The organism is Micromonospora sp. U21, assembly GCF_018070045.1.
Lineage (GTDB): Bacteria > Actinomycetota > Actinomycetes > Mycobacteriales > Micromonosporaceae > Micromonospora.
This window is the reverse complement of the sequence record NZ_JAGPYK010000007.1, coordinates 209,566-226,584: the sequence shown is the minus strand read 5'-3', so window position 1 is coordinate 226,584 and position 17,019 is coordinate 209,566. Positions and strand designations below refer to the sequence as shown.

Genomic DNA, 17,019 nt, shown 5'->3' with positions numbered 1-17,019 from the left:
CCCGTTCTAGCGACCGTCGCCGTTGCCGGCCACGTCGCCGAAGACCCGCTGCATGTCGGCGGCGGACATCGCGTTGGCATGCTCCGCCGTCTCGTAGTTCTCCTTCACCTGACGCAGTGCCTCCGCCGCGTCGTACAGGCTCTGGGAGAGCCGCTGGACGCCGCTCTCGGTGCCCTGGTAGAGCCCCTGGTGCTTGGCTGCCAAACGGCCGGCCCAGTCGAAGCCGCCGAGCGGACTCGCCGGGCCCCCGGCCGCCCCGGCCGCCGCGCCGGCGGCCGCACCGCCCATCAGGTCCTGGATGTCGACCATGTCGTAGGAGAGCTTGTTCAGGTATGCCGCGTGAGTCTCCAGCCAGGTGATGGCCGAGTCCAGGCTGGTCGCATCCCACTCGGTCTTGACGCCCGCCTCGCCGGGCGCGGTGACCAGACCCTCCGGCGTCGCAGCGTGGTTGACGTTGTCGATCTCGAAGCCGGTCACTGCCAGACCCGGCGTCGGCACCGCGCCCACCGGGACCGGGATGTAGATGTTGTCTGCCTCGAACCGTTCCGGCTGCTTGGTCGTGTCGTCCGTCATCGGTCCCCTCCCCGAAAACCTGACTGGTGGTCCGCGCTCACTGCTGCTGTGGGCTGGATGGCGGTGGAGCCTGCCCCGGGCCGGCACCCGGCCAACCGGGCCCGCCCGACGGTGGTGCCGGCGCGGCCGGAGCCGGCGGGTAGCCCGGCGCGGGTTGACCGGCCGGCGGATAGCCCGGCGTGGCCTGAGCCGGCGGATACCCCGGCGGCGGATACCCCGGCGCGGGCTGGCCCGGCGGCGGACCGTAGCCCGGGCCGGAGTATTGAGGTGGGGCCTGACCCGCTGGCGGCGGCCAGCCGGGCGGACCCGCGGGCCAACCAGGCGGCGGCCCCGGTGGGCCGGTGACGGCCGCCGGCGCGCGCCGCTTGCGACGCCGCAGCACCACCAGCAGGATGACCAGCGCGACAATCGGCACGGCCAGGCAGAGCCCCACCTGGACGATGGCGCCGGCCCTGTTGCTGACCCCGAACTCGACCGCCGGGCCGTCATCGTCGCCGGGCCGGGCGGCACCACCGGGCCGGGTCGAGCCGGCCGCCGTGCCCAGCAGCGGGTTGGCCGTCACCGCCGGCACCGAGCGGGTCAGTGCGGCGAGCGGGTCGACCGCACCGAAGCCGAACTGCGGGTCGCGACCGGCCGGCCCGGCGTCGCGAGCGGTCTTGACCAGCCGGTTGATGACGTTGGCCGCGTCGAGGTTCGGATACTTGGCTCGGACCAGCGCCGCCACCCCGGAGAGGATGGCGGCCGCCGAGCTGGTGCCGCTGGCCACCGTGTAGCCGTTCGGCGAGACCGCCTTGGGCGCCGGCCCGATGATGCTCTCCATGGGTGCGGCGAGCACGATCTCCGGGCCCTGCACCGAGCCGGCGAAGAAGCTACCGCGCTTGTTCAGCCCCGAGACGGCGATCACGCCGGGGATGTTGGCCGGAAGGGTGACCTGCCGGTCGCCCTCCTCGATGTTTCCGGCGGAGACGACCACCACCGCGTCCTTGCCCAACGCGTACTTGACGGCGTCCGTCAGGTCCGGGTCGGGTCGAGCCGGGTCGCCACCGTAGGAGATGTTGATGACGTCCGCGCCCGCGTCCGCCGCCCAGCGGATCGCGAGGACCATGTCGATGCTGGCCGCGCGGGGCCCCATGGAGACCGGGAGGATCTTCGCGGCCGGCGCGATGCCCAACTCCCGCGTCGTGCTCCCACCGCGGCCGGCGATGATGCCCGCCATCGAGGTGCCGTGCCCGGACTCCGCGTCGTCGTCGCGGCGCCCGTCCGGAGCGGCGGCAGCATTCACCCCATGCCCCGGCAGCACCTGACCGCGCAGGTCAGGGTGCGATGGGTCCACACCGGAGTCGATGACGGCGACCACCACTCCCTTGCCCTGGGTGATCTTGTGTGCCTGGGGGATCTTCAGCGAGTCGAGATACCACTGCAGGCCGCGGACCGTATCGGCGGCGTGGGCGGGTGCCGGGACCACGCCGGACGCCATCGCGGCACACAACGCCAGCACGGCCGCGGCGGTGACCCGCGCCGAACGGTAAGACTTCCCCGTACCCATCGCTCTCCCAGAACCTGTGTCGACGCCAACGCAATGCGGCTCCGGTCCGGTCGAACCGGACCGGAGCCGCACCGGTGATTGTCTCAGCCCCACACCTTGGCGTTGCTCATCTCGGTGGAGACGTAGTTCTCGCGGGCGATGCCGACGGCGCCGCCGATCTCATTCAGGATCCGGTTGATGTCCCGGACCGACGAGTCCCACTTCGCCTGGTGCTGCTCGTAGGCCGCCCGGTCCTCGCCGTCCCACTGGAGCTTGGACAGCATCGACCGCAGCGTGTCCAGCTTTTCGTCGATGGTCTTCGAGATGGCCTGCATCTGCTGGTTGCTGCTCTCGAGGACCGCGTAGTCAACCTTGATCGTCACGATTTCCTCCTCTGCTAACTACGGATCACGGGTTGAGAGCAGAGTGGAACTTGTCCAGCATCTGCTGCTGCTCTTCGTCGTTGACCTGGTGCGTCGTACCCGACTTGTCGAGCAGGTCAGCGATGCTGTCCATCGCCGTCAGCAGGTTGACGGTGTCCTCGTTCCAGCGCTGCATGAGCGACTGGAAGCCAGTGGACGCCTGACCCTTCCACGCCATGGCCAGGTCGTCGACTACGTTCCACAGCTTCTTCAGCTCGCCGTCGACCTCGCTGCGCGTGGACCGCACGTCACTCGCGGCGGTATGCAGAGTCGCAGCTTCGACCTCGAACGCCATGCTTCACACCCTTCCGTCATGTTGTGGCGGCGGCTTTGCCGCGCCCCTCCCCCGCGGCAAGGCAGCAACACCCCACCGACGGACACTCCAGTGAAGACCGTAGCGGAACCAGTCCAGCCCGCGCAGCCCTGACCGGCCGCCTTCGATGGATAGTGGTGAATCGGGTCACGCGGTTCTGGAGTATGACCGGACGTGCATCGCCACGCTGACCACCAGCACCTGCGGCATCGCCGCCGCCGTCCCGGTGGTCAGTGGTCGGCCGAACCTCCCGTGGCCTGGTCGGTGCTGAGACCCCCGATGTCGGGGTCCGTGCCCGCGGCGGCCCGACCGGGACGGAAATCCGACACGGCCGCGAGCCGCTCGTCGCCCCGGAAGCCGCCGGCGACGGTGGTGGAGGACAGCCCACTGCCGTCGACCGGAACGACCCGGCCCGGGCCGACCCTCGTCACGACGGCTCGGACCAGGCGGTCTGGATCAGCTGCTGGCCGTCCCGACGGCGGACGAGAGTGCCCCGGCCGGGTGGCTGCGGGCTCGGTCGCAACGTGCCGAAGACCGCACCCTCCTCCCGGTTGCCGGACATCAGCAGGCCGGGTGAGTCCAGCTCGCGCAGCCGTTGCAGCACCGGCTCGTAGAGCGCCCGGGACACCCCGCCGACCCGACGCGTGATGATCAGGTGCAGGCCGATGTCGCGGGCCTGCGGCAGCAGCTCCTGCAGGGCGCTGAGCGGATTGCTGCCTCCGGACGCCACCAGGTCGTAGTCGTCCACCAGGATGTACAGGTCCGGACCCTTCCACCAGCTACGGTCACGCAGCTGGGCGGTGGTGACGTCCGGGCCGGGCAACCGGTTGGTCAGCGCGCTGCGGATCGAGCCGAGGCCCTGGGCGAACGCCTGGTTGGACGGGGCGTAGTCCAACAGGTGGTCGCCCTCCACCGCGCCCAGCAGCCCACGCCGGTAATCGGCGATCACCAGCCGGGCCTGCGCGGGCGTGTACCGCTCGGTGATGCCCCGGGCGATCAGCCGCAGCAGGTTGGTCTTGCCGCACTCGGCGTCGCCGAAGACCGTCAGGTGCGGCTCGTTGGCCAGGTCCAGGTAGACCGGCGCGAGCGCCGACTCGTTGACGCCGATCGGCAGGCCGGGCGCCGACCGGTCGATGATCCGGGCCAGCTCGGCCACGGGCAGCCGGCGCGGCAGCAGCCGCACCTTCGGCGCCGGCCGGCCCGGCCAGTTGGCCGCCACGTGCCCGGCCAGGGCGATCGACGCCTCGCTCAGGTCCTCGATGTCCCGGCGGCCGTCGATCCGCGAGATGGCGGTGAGGAAGTGCAGCTTGTCGCGGGTCAGGCCGCGACCGGGTGCCTTCTCCGGCACGTTCATCGCCGCGCGGCGGTCGATCTCGGACTCCGACGCGTCACCCAGGCGCAGCTCCAGCTTGGTGCCGAGCAGGTCCCGCATGTTGATCCGGATCTCCGCCCACCGCACCGCGGTGAGCACCACGTGCACGCCGAAACCGAGGCCCCGGTTGGCCAGCGTGGTGATCGTCTGCTCCAGCTCCTCGTACTCCTGGCGCAGCGTGTTCCAGCCGTCCACCACCAGGAACACGTCGCCGAACGGGTCGTCGGCGAACTCGCCGGCGGCCCGGCGGCGGCGGTAACTCGCCACCGAGTCGATGCCGTGCTGGGCGAAGCGCGTCTCCCGGTCGTCCAGGACGGCGACCACCTCGGCCACCGTACGGCGCACCGCCTCGACGTCCCGCCGGCCGGCCACGCCGGCCATGTGCGGCAGCCGCTCCAGGCTGCGCAGCGCGCCACCGCCGAAGTCCAGACAGAAGAACTGCACCTCGCGCGGGGTGTGCGTGAGCGCCAGCGAGGCGAGCAGCGAGCGCAGCATCGTGCTCTTGCCGCTGAGTGAGCGGCCGACGATCACCACGTTGCCGCCGGCGCCGGCCAGCTCCACCATCATCGGGTCACGGCGCTGCTCGTACGGGCGGTCCACCACGCCGACCGGCACGGTGAGCCGTCCACGGCCCGGCCAGGACGCGGTGCACAGCCCGTACGTCGGGTCGACGGCAAGCTGGCCGAGCAGCTCACCGAGGCTCGGCGGGTCGGCCAGTGGCGGCAGCCACACCTGGTGCGCCGGCCGGCCCCGGCCCTTGAGCTGGTCGATCAGCACGTCGAGCATCGCCACGGCCTTGCCGTCGGCCGGCTGCTCCGGCTCCGGCGCGGTGTCCACCGGCAGCTGCGGGGTCTGCGCCGGCATGAAGTCGACGCCGTACGGCACGATCCGGCGCTGCACCAGGGCCTGTGACGCGGACGGCTGCTGCCCCGGCGCCCGGTACGGCCCCGACACGTACGCGGCCCGGAACCGCAGCATCGTGCTGGTGTCCGTCTTCAGGTAGCCATGGCCCGGCGCGTTCGGCAGCTCGTACGCGTCCGGCACGCCGAGCACGATCCGGCTCTCCACTGCGGAGAAGGTGCGCAGACCGATCCGGTACGACAGGTGGGTGTCCAGGCCGCGCAGCTTGCCCTCCTCCAGCCGCTGGCTGGCCAGCAGCAGGTGGACGCCGAGCGAGCGGCCCAGCCGGCCGATCATCACGAACAGGTCGATGAAGTCGGGCTTGGCGGCGAGCAGCTCGCTGAACTCGTCACAGATGATCAGCAGGCTGGGCATCGGCGCCAGCGGTTCGCCGGCCGCCCGGGCCTTCTCGTACTCGAAGCGGGAGACGTAGTTGCCGGCCGCCCGCAGCAGCTCCTGTCGGCGCACCATCTCGCCCGCGAGCGCGTCGCGCATCCGGTCGACCAGCGGCAGCTCGTCGGCCAGGTTGGTGATCACGGCGCTGGTGTGCGGCAGCGCCTCCAGTGAGGCGAACGTCGCGCCACCCTTGAAGTCCACCAGGACGAAGTTCAGCTCCTCCGACGAGTGCGTCACCGCCAGCGCGGCCACCACCGTACGGAGCAGCTCGCTCTTGCCGGACCCGGTCGCGCCGATCACCAGACCGTGCGGGCCCATGCCCTCGTGCGCCGACTCCTTGAAGTCCAGCTCGACCACGTTGCCGTCCGGACCGACGCCGAGCGGGATGCGCAGCCGGTCCCGGTGACCGCGCGGACGCCAGGTCTGGTGCACGTCCACGGCCGCGGCGTCGCCCACGCCGAGCAGGTCCGGTAGCTCCATGCTGCGGGCCAGCGGCTCCTCGTTGCTGGCCTGCTGCTGGGAGAGCCGGTAGGGAGCGATCTGCCGGGCCAGCCCCTCGGCGGCGTCGGCGCTGAGCCGGTCGGGTCGACCCAGCCGCGACGACGAGCTGCCCCGGACCAGCTCGAGGTTGCTCCCGTCGCCCACGTCGAGGCAGAGCAGCCAGCGCCCGGCGTCGCGCGGCACCGTCCCGGACAGGTCGATCAGCGTGGCGCCGAGCAGCCCCTGACCCACCAGCTGGCAGGTCGGCGCGATCTCACCGCCGTCGACCACCACGACGACGTGCGGCGCGGTGGTCAGCGGCTTGGCCTCGGGCGCGAACCGGGGGCGCCCGGCCAACTCCCCGGCCAGTGATTCCTCGGCCTCGGCCAGGCTGGCGAAGACCAGCCTCCGGGCGCCGGCGGCGTCCGTGCGCCCACTGTGGTGGGCGTGCGGCAGCCACTTGACCCAACCCCAGGCCGACTGCCGGTCGGGCGCGGCGACCACCGCGATCACCAGGTCGTCCGGGGCGTGGAAGGTGGCCAGCTGGCCCAACGCCGCCCGGGCCAGGTCGAGCACCGGCTCCCGGTCGCCGCGCAGCACCACCCGGCTGAACGCACGCACCGACAGCGCGGTCGGCAGTTCGGGCACGGTCGAGTGGGCCCGGACGAAGCGGCGCAGCGCGATGGCGCTCATCGGCTCCAGGTCCTCGACCGGCTTCGTCTCCGGCGGGACGATCTCCACCGCCAGCCGCTGAGGGCCGAGCGCGATCCGGGTCTCGCCGAAGTCGTCCTCGGTGATCCGGCGCTCCCAGAGCCGCCGGGACGCGGCGATCGACCAGAGCGCGTCGGGCTCTGGGTGCCGCCAGGCCATCGCCGCCCGCTGCTGCCCCGCCGCGCGCCGGGTGCGCTTGCGCATCTGGGCGAGGTAGCGCATGTAGTCGCGGCGATCGGCGTTCAGCTCTGCCTTGTCGTTGCCACCGTTGCTCAGCGACCCGATCGCCATCCCGAGCATCGAGACGCCGAACAGGCCGCCGGCGACGTACGTCATCATGCCGCCGCCCCGGCCGGCGTAGAGGAAGGCCATCGCACCGACGCCGCAGACCATCGGCAGGATCATGAGTAGCTGCCCCATCCCGCGGGGCGTCGGCTCGGGCAGCTCGGGTGGGGACTCCAGCAGCACCTCACCGCGCGGCAAGGCCGGCCCCGGCTGACGCGGGAGCCGGCGGAACACCACCGTGCTCACGGCTGTCTCCTCCCCAGAAGCGGCCTCAACGACCTGCCGTCGCGGACCGAAGTCCGCGGGTGGGCATCGTACGTGCCCGCCATCGTAGGTAATCTCCCGTGGGCGCGGTGGACCCGCACCGCGCGGCACCGCGGGCCAGCTGATCGTAGAAGGACACCAGGAGGCCACTGTGGCAACGAAGACGGCGACCGGTGGTCTGAGCCGGATCACCATCGTGGCTCCCCGTACCCGGATGGATCTGGCCCTGCCGTCGGACGTGCCGATGGCCGACCTGCTCCCCACCCTGCTCCGCTACGCCGGGGAGGACCTGGCGGACGAGGGGGTGCGGCACGGCGGGTGGGCACTGTCCCGGTTGGGCGGTGCGCCCCTGGACGGTGGGCGTACCGCCGGGCAGCTCGGCGTCCGCGACGGCGAGGTGCTCTACTTCAACCCCCGGTCCGCCGCCGCCCCGGAGGTCGTCTTCGACGACGTCGTGGACGCGGTCGCCACCGCCACCAACCAGCGCCCGGGCGCCTGGCAGGTCGGCGCGACCCGGTCCTTCGCGGTGTTGTTCGCCGCGGCGGCGCTCGGCGCCGGCGCGCTGGCGGCGCTCTTCGCCGGCCCGCCGCACCTGCCCGGCGCTCTGGCCGCCCTGCTGGTGGCGGTGGCGCTGCTGGTCGGCGCGGCGGTGCTGTCCCGGGCCGCCGGTGACAGCAGGACCGGCGCCGTGCTGGCCATCGTGGGTCTGGTGCACGCCGGCACCGGCGGCCTGCTGCTGCTCGCCGGCGATCGACCGCTGACGGACCTGGCCAGCCCGCACGTCCTGCTCGCGGCCAACGCCGTGGTGATCACCGCGGCGGTCGCCTCGCTGGCCGTCGGCGACCGCTACCCGCTCTTCTTCGCTGCGCTCGGCGTGGGCGCCGCGATCGGTCTGGGCGCGCTGCTCTGCCTGGCGTTCGACATGGATGCGTCGGGCTCGGCGGCGGTGGTGGCGGCAGTCGCGTTCGGCGTGGTGCCGGCGCTGCCGATGGTGGCCTACCGGCTGGCCCGGCTGCCGGTGCCGTCGATCCCGACCGGTCCGGAGGACCTGAAGACCGACAGCGAGTCGGTCGACGGCCGGCAGGTGCTCCAGCAGAGCGAGCGCGCCGACGAGTTTCTCACCGGTCTGCTGTGGACGGTGTCGCTGCTGGTGCTCGGCGCGCAGCTGGTGCTGGCCCTGGACGGACGCCTCCCGGCGGTGCTGCTCTGCCTGGTGCTGGCCCTGCTCTCGCTGCTGCGGGCCCGTCCGCTCCTGGGTCGGGCCCAGCGCACCCCGGTGCTGCTCACCGGCACCGTCGGGCTCGGCCTGACCGCTGCGGCCACCTTCGCCAGCGGGTCCCTGCCGGTCCGACTCGGCCTGATCCTCGGCGGGCTGCTGCTCGCCGCGGTGATCAGCCTGATCTACGGGCTGACCGTGGCCGGCAAGCCCATCTCCCCGGTCTGGGGCCGACTGCTCGACATCGTCGAGATCATGCTGATCATCGCGCTGGTTCCGCTCGCCGTCTGGGTGTGCGGCCTGTACGACTGGATCGTCAACCTGCGGCCCTGACCGAAGGCTTGCCCGCCCGCGGACCAGCGAGCCGGACGGCTGGTCGGCGGGCGGGCGGTCAGCGCGGTTGCGGACGGACGGAGGCGCCCAGCGCAGCGGCCACCGGCGCGCTGGCGTAGACGCCCGGGCCGTGCTGCCCGTCCACCGGGCGGGCCGGCGTGCCAGCCCGCTGCGCGATGTCCCGGACGACCTTGACCAGCGCCTCGACGTGGTTGTCCATCGCCGCGACACGCAGCAGCGGCGCCGCCAACCGACCGTCCGGCGACACCGCCGCGGCCACCGTGTGCGACGGGGCGGAGGTCGCGGTGATCGCGTCCACCAGCGGGCCGAGCGGGGTGTCCGACCGGCCCCGCAGCGCCAGACAGCGATGCGTCCAACCGCCGCCGCGCAGCCCCTGCCAGGTTTCCGCCGGTGGCTCCGGCACCAGGTCCAGCCCGGCGGCCGAGACCACGGCGGCGCGCAACTCGTCACGGCCCAGTGGCCGGTGGGCCAGCCCGGCGGCGGTCAGCGCCTTGCCCAGCCGGCCGATCCCGGCGGCCAGCGTCCGGTGTACGCCGGGCAGCCCGCCGCCGCGGCTCACCGCCTCGACCCGCGCGTCGCGGACGGTGAGCCGCAGTGCGACCCACACGGTCCGGTGCGCCGCCGGTGGCGCACCCGGCGCCGGGTACCAGACCAGGGTGTGCGCGACGACCTGAGCCCGGGAGACCGGTGCGGCGAAGTCCGCGAGCACCCGCAGCGCCTGGTCGACCGTCGACGCCTCCACCGAACCGACCACCGCGCCGGTGGTGGGCTGCAGCGCTACCGCTGCGAACCAGCCCTGGTCGTCCTGCCCGATGCCCAGCCGGGTGCCCCGGTCGGTCAGCTCGATGACGCTCAACTCGGGGGCGAGCGCGGCCAGGCGCGGGTCCGACGCCGCGCCGCCGGCCAGCGCCGCCGCCGCGCGTTCGCCGCGCCGCCGCAGCCGCCGACGCAGCAGCAGGTCCTCGAACCACCAGCGGCCACCCCGGCGGGCGAACACGGCCAGAACGATCAGCGCCGCCGCCGTGCCCACCGCGGCGAGCAGCCAGCTGGGCCCGGCCCCGGCGACCCAGACGGCGACCGCGCACAACTCCAGCACGACGAGCTGCCCGACCAGCACCGGGCCGACCCGTCCCCGGCCGGGACGGTCGGCCGGCGGCGTCGCCCGCGCCGGGACGTCGGACGGGTTCGTGGCCACTCGGGCGGGTCGCGCCTGGACCTGCGTCATCGGTGACTGTCCCTCCTGCACGGTACGGCTCCACGCCGGGTCGGTCCGGCGCCGGCCACGGGCGGTGGTCCCAAGGACCCGCCGTCGGCCCCTTATCGTAGGGAAGCCCGCGACGGCACCCCGACCCTGATCGTCGCGGATCCACCCCGCCGGAGGTAAGTCATGCGGACCCGCCGCGATCAGGTGCAGGCGTACCGCTTCGTCACCCGCCGGATCGTCTCCGCGTTGCTGTCGGGCGATCCGGAGACCACGAACCTGCCCATGCGACGGCTCGGCATGGCCGTCTTCGGCAGTGTGATCGCCGCGGCCGTGGTGCTCGGCGGGGTCGGCGCCTACGGCCAGTTGACCGGAAACACCGCGCCGCTGGAAGAGAACACGCTGGTCATCGAGCGGGAGACCGGCGCGACGTACGTGTTCGTGCAGGGGCAGCTGCACCCGACGCTCAACTACACGTCGGCTCGATTGATCCTGAACGAGGCGGATCCCGCGGTGCGCACGATGTCCCAGGCGTCGCTGCGGGACCGGCCGCGCGGCCGCACGGTGGGCATCGTCGGCGCCCCGGACGCCTTGCCGGACCGCAAGTCGCTGACCGGCCTGCCGTGGTCGGTCTGCGACGTGCCCGACCCGGCCGACCCGCGCCACTCCACCACCCGGGTGGTCATCGATCGGGCGCTGCCCGGCGGCACCCCACTGGGCGACCGCGCGGTGCTGGTCACCGTGGACGGTCAGCGGCACCTGCTCACCGGCAACGCCCGCCTCCAGGTGCTCGGCGGCGACCAGGCGATCGCGGCGCTGCGGATGACCGGGACGGCAGCGCTGCCGGTCGGGCAGCAACTGCTCAACGCCGTACCGGCCGGGCCGCCGTTGCGTAAGCCGTCACTGTCCGGCCAGGGCGACCGCAGCGGGTTGAACGTGGCCGGTAAGCCGGCCAACATCGGTCAGGTCTTCCGGGCGGCCGGGCAGCACTACGTGCTCGCCCGGGAGGGGCTCGTCTCAATTTCTGAGATCACCGCCCTGCTTCTGATCAGCGGAGGCGGTCAGATCACCGACATCACGCCGGATCAGGTTGGCCGGCTCTTCACGGACCAGCGGGTGGACGAGGAGGGGCTGCCGCAGACGTTGCCCACCCTGTACCCGGCCCGGTCCGGGCAGACGCTGCTCTGCGCGACGTACCGGGCGGGCAGCGCGGGCGGTCCGCCGACCACCACCGTGGAGGTCTTCGACCGGGCACCGGCCGAGCTGACCGCGAGCGAGCCGGGCCCGGTGCCGGCGCGGCAGACCGGCCGGGACGCGGTGCGCACGGCCGAGGCCGTGCTGCTGCCCGGCGGCAAGGGGGTGCTCGCCCAGGCCGCGCCCGGCGCCGGGACCAGTGGATCCGGTGCCGCCGGGTCGACGGTCTACCTGATCAGCCCGCAGGGCGTCCGGTACCCGCTCGGGTCGGGCGAGACGCTGGCCGTGCTCGGCTACGGCGGGGTCACCCCACTGGCGGTGCCCGGCTCGCTGCTCGCACTGATCCCGACCGGGCCCACCCTGAGCCGGGAGGACGCGACGACCTACTTCTCGCCCGGCGGCGCACCGTCGGACACGTCGGCACCGGCGCCGACGCCGTCCACCTCGGCCAGCGGCACTCCGGGGACCGGCGGGACGGGCGGTGGCGTGCCCACGGCATCGATCGGAGCCGACGACTGAGCGGCCCGGACGGGTCGCACCGGATCGCACTGGTGGACTAACCTGAGGTCGCTGACGGTTGTCAACCAGAACGACGGGGATGTTGCCATGACCGGGCGTACGGAAGTCGACCTGCTGTCCCTTGAGGACTTCCACAAGCACCTGGCTGCGCGGCTGGGTCAGGCCGAGTCGGTGCTGCGCAAGCTCAACACCGAGATGCAGTGCAGCCCCCCGGCGTTGGGCTCGTTCACCGACGCCACCCACAACGCGCGCCGCTACAGCGAGGTCCATCAGTCCTATGTCGACCAGGCCGAGCGGCTCCGGCATGCGGTGCAGGCCGCGCAGCAGGCGACGAGCATGATCCTGACCAACTACCGCACCGCCGAGGCGCGTAACGCGGCCAACGCCACCGACATCAGCGCCGCGCTGACCGGCGTCGACCGGGCGTTGCAGCCGAAGGGGGACGGGCGTGTCTGAGTACACCCAGCGCTACCAGGGCAACAGCCACCAGCAGCTGTACGACGCCGTGATGGCCGGCAAGCCTGAGCAGATCGACGGCGTGGCCGCGCAGTGGGCTGCTCTCAAGGGCATCCTCGACGGGCTCGGCCGGGAGCTGAGCGGTGACCTCGAGAAGCTCGGCAACACGTGGACGGGCTCGGCAGGCCGGGAGTTCCAGCGGCGGCTGATGCTGATCGTCGACCACGCCGAGGCGCTCGGCGACGGGATGGCCGGCGTCAAGCAGGCCCTGACCATGATGGCCGGCCAGTTGCGCACCGCGCACAAGCAGGCCGAGAGCCCAGACGAGACCGACGACAACGACAAGGCGGTCTCCGGGGCGCTCAAGGGCGCCGCCTTCGGCCTGCCCGGCGCGGTCGTCGGGGGCATCATGGGTCACCAGCAGGACAAGCAAGAGCAGGAGAAGGCCCACCAGCGGATGGTCAACGTGGTGGCCGAGCTGGCCGCCGGTTACGACCTCTCCGCCTACGACCGGGTGGTCAACCCGCCCCCGCCCCACCCGGACACGCCCAAGACCACCAGCGACGACACGCCGACGCCACGCAGCGTCCCGGCCACCACCACGCCGAGCGCCGCGCCCACCGCCACCCAGAGCACCGCGCACACCGGTGGCGCGACCATCGCGACGCCCGACGGCGTTGCGCCGCCCCCGGTCGCCGGCGACGGGTCCGGCACCGGCCAGGACGGCGCTGCCACCGGCGGCACGCCGGCCGTTGCCACCGGCCCGGGCGGCGGCGAGGGTGGCTTCACCACCTCCCTCGCCGGTGCTGAACCGGTGGTCGGCGGTGCGCTGCTGGCCGGCGGCGCCGCCGGGCTGGCCGGCCTGTCCGGGCCGACCACCGCGGCCGCCAGCGCCGGCGCCGGGCCGGGTCTGCTCTTCGGAGGGCAGGGTGGGGCACCGGCCGGCGGGGTGCTGCGCACCGCCGCCCTCGCCGGTTCGGGCAGCACGCCCACCACCCCGGTCCGAGCGACCGGTGGTGCGGCGGCGGCCGAGAACCGCGCCGCCAGCGGAGTCGGGCGCAGCATGGACGGTCGCCGCGCCGCCGAGTCCACCGGCCGCTCGGCGGCAGCCGGTCGGCAGGGCGCGGCAGGCGGCAGTGGAGCCAACCGCCCGGGCGTGCTCGGCGGGCACGGCCGGCCGGAGTCCGACGAGTCCGACGAGCGGATGACCTGGCTGACGGAGGACGAGATGGTGTGGGGGGACGGCGGAGAGGCTCCGCCGTCGGTGCTCGGCACCGCCGACTGACTCCCGTCCGCTACCGGCACCCTGCCTGTCGGCGGTGCCGCACGCACGTGCCGTGGTGACCCCTGCCGGACCCGATCCGGCGGGGATCACCGCCGTTTCGGGTGCCCGACACCTCCGTCCACAGTGCGCATCGTGGCGACGGTCACGCCCGAACGGGCCGTTGCCGAGCTGCACCGCGGCGGGGCGGGCGTTAGGTTGGTCGGGTGTCCTCCGCAGCGTCCGTCCGCCCAGCCCGCTGGGCCGTGCTGCGGTCACTGCGGGAGCTGACCCGACTGGCGGTCACCGCGCTGGTGCTCGCGGTCGGCCTCGGCGGCGCCCTCGCCGCGACCCCGCCCCCGGCACCGACGCAGCTGCGCCCCAGCGTCGTGAGCAGCCGCGTGGAATCGCTCCGACCCGATGCCGTCCCGGCCACCCAGCGGGCCGGCCAGCCGGCCGCGTCCCGGCCCGTCAGCACTGTCGACACCGCCGCGACGACCGGCCCGGTCACTGCGGGTCCGGAGCACGCGCCGGCCGATGAGCCCGGGCGTGGTATCCCGCTCCTGCGCGGCCCGCCCACTCGCTGACCTCGGCCGACCACCGGCCCGGCGATCCGGGCGGCCCGGTCCGGCTCATCCTCCAGGCGCTTCCGATGCCGGCATCGGCGTGACACGTCGCCGCACCGGCTGGAGATCACCGGATGGTGACCAGCCGAGCGGGCACCGCCAGCGGTGACGCCCGAGGCGCGGTCCGGCCGTCGATCGCGACCACCTGGCGTCGGCCGCACCGGCGGCGGTCCCTGCACCGACGCCGATGCTGTCGAAACACCCGTCCGCTGCCACCCGTCGATACCCGTCGTTCGACCGTGAGGTGCTGATCATGCAGACCGTCCTCTCCGCTGTCCTGCCCGACGTGCCCCGGGCCGCCGCCATCTGGCTGAGCCTGCTCGGGGTGGTCGCTGTCACCGTCGCCGCCCTGCTGGTGCGGCCCGGCCGGCTCCGCTTCGATCCGGGTGCTCGGATCCGCCGCGCGGCCATGCCCAGCCAGCTCGAGCAGGCGCAGGAGGAACGGGAGCAGAGTCGCTACGCGCAGGAGGTCGCGGTGGCCGCCGAGCGGGCCACCACCACCGCCCAGCGCCGCCGGGCGGAGTGGGTCGCCGCGCAGGAGGAGGTCGAGTCCGCCTGGCAGGCCTACGAGACCGCCGCGGCGGCCGTCCGGCGACTCAGCGCCGCCGCCGCGATGCCGCTGCCGCACACCGCCCGGACCCCGGCCGAGTACGTCGACCGCGAGCGCTACCTGCACCGGGCAGCGCTGGACGCGTACTGGCGGCGGGAGTTGTCGGTGGAGCAGCTCAGTGACGTCTTCGCGCACCGCGACGGCTGGGACCCGCGGCTGCACCCGGTCGAGCAGGAGCTGGTGTTGCAGCGGGCGATCCGGGACAATCTGGCGGCCCGGCACACCGCTGCGGGGAAGCGGGAGCAGGCTGCGTGGCGCGCCGCCGAGCTCACCGTGGCGGCGGCGCGCAGCCTACGGGAGGAGGCCCACGCGGCCACCGGGCGGCGGGTTGCGGAGTCGGCCTCGGTGCTGCCGCTGAGCGAGGTTGTCCCGTCGGTCGGGCAGACCCGGGAGAACCAGGTGGTCGCCCGCGGCCGCGCGGCGGTACCCGCGTTCTGACCGCTCGCCACGACGTGACCCGCCGCCCGGCGGAACGTTCCGGGCCGGACGACCGGATCGGGCCGCGTGCCGGTCCCCGTCAGCGGGCCTTGTGGGCTTCGGTGGGCTAGCGTGACGGCATGTCCCGACAGGCGTGGGTCCTCGTGGTGATCGCCGGCATTCTGGCGATCGCCACACTGGTCGGCGCGGTGGTGCTGGCGGTGCGGGTGGTGCGGACCCGACGGCTGCTGACCGGGCTCGGCGCGGGCGGCAAGGTCGCCTTCTACGGGGCGCTGATCTACACGATCTTCCCGGTCGACCTGCTTCCGGACCCGATCTACCTGGACGACATGGGCGTTCTGGCGGGCGCGTTGATCTACCTGACCCGGCTGGTGCACCAGCGCCGGGCGGCCGGCCGCCGGCTGCCCGGGCAACCGGACTCGCCACCGGACCCGGACCGGGTCCGCCGCTCCGTGCCATGATCGTGGCCGGGTCGGCAGACGGGGGACGGACGGTCATGGCGGGCGATCACCGATTGGACGTACGCGACGAGCGCGTTGCCGCGTTCTGCGGGGAACGGCACCTCGCGACGCTGACCACCGTGCGCGCCGACGGCACCCCGCACGTGGTGCCGGTCGGGGTCACCCTCGACCCGGCGGCCGGGCTGGCCCGGGTGATCACCTCCGCCACATCTCGCAAGGCCCGGCACGTGGCTGCCGCAGGCGCGGCGGGCATCCCGGTGGCCGTCTGCCACGTGGACGGCCGGCGCTGGCTGACCATCGAGGGTCGGGCGGTGCTCCGCTCGGACCGGGCCGCTGTCGCGGAGGCGGAGCGCCGCTATGCCGAGCGGTATCGGACCCCGCGCCCCAATCCGGAGCGGGTGGTCATCGAGATCACCGTGACCGGCCTGCTGGGCAGCCTCTGAACCGCCGAATCTGATCAGTCATTCCTCGTCGGTCTGCGCAAAGCCGCCCGATGACCGTTTCATGCCCTGAAGACCGTTTACCGCTCCGCGTCACCTCCGGGTGGCGGTGAGTCGTGCGCGACGGCATGACGCCCCCGGGATCCCGCCCGACCGGCAGCCGATGCACCCGTACGCGACGGCCGTGCCGGGCAGCCGGCGGCGGAATGCCCGCCGGAGCAGGGCCGTTACATCCCCGGTACGGCCTGGCCGAGACGGCCACGGGTCGTCGCCCCTGCTGAGCCGAGCGCCATTCCCGGTGCTGCCGCCCTCCGCGACTCGGAGGCGCCAACCCCCGAACGGAGACTCGACCATGAATCCGATCGTCCAGAAGAGCGGTCTGTCCGTCGCCGGCATGCTGGTCGCCTGCGGTTGTGCCCTCGGCCCCGCCGTGTCCGCGCAGGCCGCCCCGGTGCAGGGCGCACCGACCACGGCGAGCCAGAGCGACCGTTCCGCCGAGCGGATCCTCGGCATCGACTATCAGGCCCAGCCGAACTTCTACTACTGCGGGCCGGCCGCCACCCGCATCGCCCTGTCCGCACAGGGCAAGGCGCTCTCGCAGGACGAGGTGGCCAAGCTGCTCGGCACCACCGAGGCGGGCACCCCCTCGGCCCTGGACACCACCCGCGTGCTCAACGAGCTGACCGGCGGCAAGTACCGGACCACGGAGATCCGTGACTCGGTGGCCCGCCCCGAGCAGGTCGAGCAGCTGCGCCGGGACGTGCTGGCCGCGGTGGACGCCGGCCGTCCGGTGGTGGCCAACATCAAGGGCACGACCGTGGACACCGACGGCAACCCGCACTCGTACGAGGGCGGCCACTACCTGGCCCTCGTTGGCTACCGCGACGGTGGGGACATGATCCGGATCGCCGACCCGGCCGACCCGGCGCTGGGCGAGTACTGGATGAGCCTGCCGAAGGTCGCCAACTGGATCGCCGAGCGGGGCTACTCCTCCTGACCCTG

At 73.5% G+C, this 17,019-nt stretch carries 16 protein-coding genes; 9 read left to right on the top strand and 7 right to left on the bottom strand.

Features of this window, described 5'->3' with window-relative positions; all coding sequences use genetic code 11:
* Positions 1 to 6: 6 nt before the first annotated feature.
* The 6 genes from KBX63_RS12435 to eccCa all read right to left on the bottom strand — a co-directional run bounded on the left by KBX63_RS12435 (position 7) and on the right by eccCa (position 7,223).
* Positions 7 to 573 carry a WXG100 family type VII secretion target gene (locus KBX63_RS12435; RefSeq protein WP_210911156.1) on the bottom strand — a complete coding sequence of 189 codons (567 nt, stop codon included), beginning with the start codon at positions 571 to 573 and terminating at the stop codon, positions 7 to 9.
* A gap of 37 nt (positions 574 to 610) precedes the next feature.
* Complete coding sequence (locus KBX63_RS12430) at positions 611 to 2,119, bottom strand: S8 family serine peptidase (protein ID WP_210911155.1); 1,509 nt, start codon at positions 2,117 to 2,119, stop codon at positions 611 to 613.
* 83 nt (positions 2,120 to 2,202) lie between these two features.
* A complete protein-coding gene (locus tag KBX63_RS12425) occupies positions 2,203 to 2,481 on the bottom strand; it encodes a WXG100 family type VII secretion target (RefSeq protein WP_074316323.1) in 279 nt (92 codons plus the stop codon).
* A gap of 25 nt (positions 2,482 to 2,506) precedes the next feature.
* Positions 2,507 to 2,815, bottom strand: a complete 309-nt coding sequence (locus KBX63_RS12420; RefSeq protein WP_074316322.1) for a WXG100 family type VII secretion target — start codon at positions 2,813 to 2,815, stop codon at positions 2,507 to 2,509.
* Between the two features lie 248 nt (positions 2,816 to 3,063).
* On the bottom strand, positions 3,064 to 3,264 hold the full coding sequence (locus KBX63_RS12415) for a hypothetical protein (RefSeq protein WP_210911154.1): 201 nt from the start codon (positions 3,262 to 3,264) through the stop codon (positions 3,064 to 3,066).
* On the bottom strand, positions 3,261 to 7,223 hold the full coding sequence (gene eccCa / locus KBX63_RS12410; RefSeq protein ID WP_210911153.1) for a type VII secretion protein EccCa: 3,963 nt from the start codon (positions 7,221 to 7,223) through the stop codon (positions 3,261 to 3,263). The genes KBX63_RS12415 and eccCa overlap by 4 nt, the downstream gene beginning before the upstream one ends.
* 169 nt (positions 7,224 to 7,392) lie before the next feature.
* Here eccCa and eccD point away from each other — a divergent pair, with 169 nt between their 5' ends.
* Positions 7,393 to 8,790: a type VII secretion integral membrane protein EccD gene (gene eccD, locus KBX63_RS12405; RefSeq protein WP_210911152.1), complete on the top strand. Its 1,398-nt coding sequence runs from the start codon at positions 7,393 to 7,395 to the stop codon at positions 8,788 to 8,790.
* 58 nt (positions 8,791 to 8,848) lie between these two features.
* On the opposite strand, the gene KBX63_RS12400 is transcribed toward eccD, so the two are convergent.
* Positions 8,849 to 10,036, bottom strand: coding sequence for a type VII secretion protein EccE (locus KBX63_RS12400; RefSeq protein ID WP_210911151.1), 1,188 nt, complete (start codon positions 10,034 to 10,036; stop codon positions 8,849 to 8,851).
* A gap of 162 nt (positions 10,037 to 10,198) precedes the next feature.
* Between KBX63_RS12400 and eccB the strand changes: the two genes are divergently transcribed.
* The 8 genes from eccB (at position 10,199) to KBX63_RS12360 (ending at position 17,014) form a co-directional block, all read left to right on the top strand.
* A complete protein-coding gene (gene eccB / locus KBX63_RS12395) occupies positions 10,199 to 11,725 on the top strand; it encodes a type VII secretion protein EccB (RefSeq protein ID WP_210911150.1) in 1,527 nt (508 codons plus the stop codon).
* 87 nt (positions 11,726 to 11,812) lie between these two features.
* Positions 11,813 to 12,181 carry a hypothetical protein gene (locus KBX63_RS12390; RefSeq protein WP_210911149.1) on the top strand — a complete coding sequence of 123 codons (369 nt, stop codon included), beginning with the start codon at positions 11,813 to 11,815 and terminating at the stop codon, positions 12,179 to 12,181.
* Positions 12,174 to 13,466, top strand: coding sequence for a WXG100 family type VII secretion target (locus tag KBX63_RS12385; protein ID WP_210911148.1), 1,293 nt, complete (start codon positions 12,174 to 12,176; stop codon positions 13,464 to 13,466). Before KBX63_RS12390 ends, KBX63_RS12385 begins: the two co-directional genes overlap by 8 nt.
* Positions 13,467 to 13,669: 203 nt before the next feature.
* Positions 13,670 to 14,029 (top strand): hypothetical protein, encoded by a 360-nt coding sequence (locus KBX63_RS12380; RefSeq protein ID WP_210911147.1) that lies wholly within the window; start codon positions 13,670 to 13,672, stop codon positions 14,027 to 14,029.
* A gap of 292 nt (positions 14,030 to 14,321) precedes the next feature.
* Positions 14,322 to 15,116: a hypothetical protein gene (locus KBX63_RS12375; protein ID WP_210911146.1), complete on the top strand. Its 795-nt coding sequence runs from the start codon at positions 14,322 to 14,324 to the stop codon at positions 15,114 to 15,116.
* A gap of 119 nt (positions 15,117 to 15,235) precedes the next feature.
* A complete protein-coding gene (locus KBX63_RS12370) occupies positions 15,236 to 15,577 on the top strand; it encodes a YkvA family protein (RefSeq protein ID WP_210911145.1) in 342 nt (113 codons plus the stop codon).
* A gap of 35 nt (positions 15,578 to 15,612) precedes the next feature.
* Entirely contained in the window at positions 15,613 to 16,020 is a 408-nt protein-coding gene (locus KBX63_RS12365) for a pyridoxamine 5'-phosphate oxidase family protein (protein WP_210911144.1), read from the top strand.
* Between the two features lie 349 nt (positions 16,021 to 16,369).
* On the top strand, positions 16,370 to 17,014 hold the full coding sequence (locus KBX63_RS12360) for a C39 family peptidase (RefSeq protein WP_210911143.1): 645 nt from the start codon (positions 16,370 to 16,372) through the stop codon (positions 17,012 to 17,014).
* The last annotated feature ends 5 nt before the right edge of the window (positions 17,015 to 17,019 follow it).

Excerpts from the sequence above, each read along its gene's own strand:
- KBX63_RS12390 (WP_210911149.1), top strand. The coding sequence starts at position 11,813 with ATGACCGGGCGTACGGAAGTCGACCTGCTGTCCCTTGAGGACTTCCAC.
- KBX63_RS12360 (WP_210911143.1), top strand. The coding sequence starts at position 16,370 with ATGAATCCGATCGTCCAGAAGAGCGGTCTGTCCGTCGCCGGCATGCTG.
- KBX63_RS12430 (WP_210911155.1), bottom strand. The coding sequence starts at position 2,119 with ATGGGTACGGGGAAGTCTTACCGTTCGGCGCGGGTCACCGCCGCGGCC.
- KBX63_RS12435 (WP_210911156.1), bottom strand. The coding sequence starts at position 573 with ATGACGGACGACACGACCAAGCAGCCGGAACGGTTCGAGGCAGACAAC.
- KBX63_RS12400 (WP_210911151.1), bottom strand. The coding sequence starts at position 10,036 with ATGACGCAGGTCCAGGCGCGACCCGCCCGAGTGGCCACGAACCCGTCC.
- eccB (WP_210911150.1), top strand. The coding sequence starts at position 10,199 with ATGCGGACCCGCCGCGATCAGGTGCAGGCGTACCGCTTCGTCACCCGC.
- KBX63_RS12375 (WP_210911146.1), top strand. The coding sequence starts at position 14,322 with ATGCAGACCGTCCTCTCCGCTGTCCTGCCCGACGTGCCCCGGGCCGCC.
- KBX63_RS12420 (WP_074316322.1), bottom strand. The coding sequence starts at position 2,815 with ATGGCGTTCGAGGTCGAAGCTGCGACTCTGCATACCGCCGCGAGTGAC.
- KBX63_RS12365 (WP_210911144.1), top strand. The coding sequence starts at position 15,613 with ATGGCGGGCGATCACCGATTGGACGTACGCGACGAGCGCGTTGCCGCG.
- KBX63_RS12370 (WP_210911145.1), top strand. The coding sequence starts at position 15,236 with ATGTCCCGACAGGCGTGGGTCCTCGTGGTGATCGCCGGCATTCTGGCG.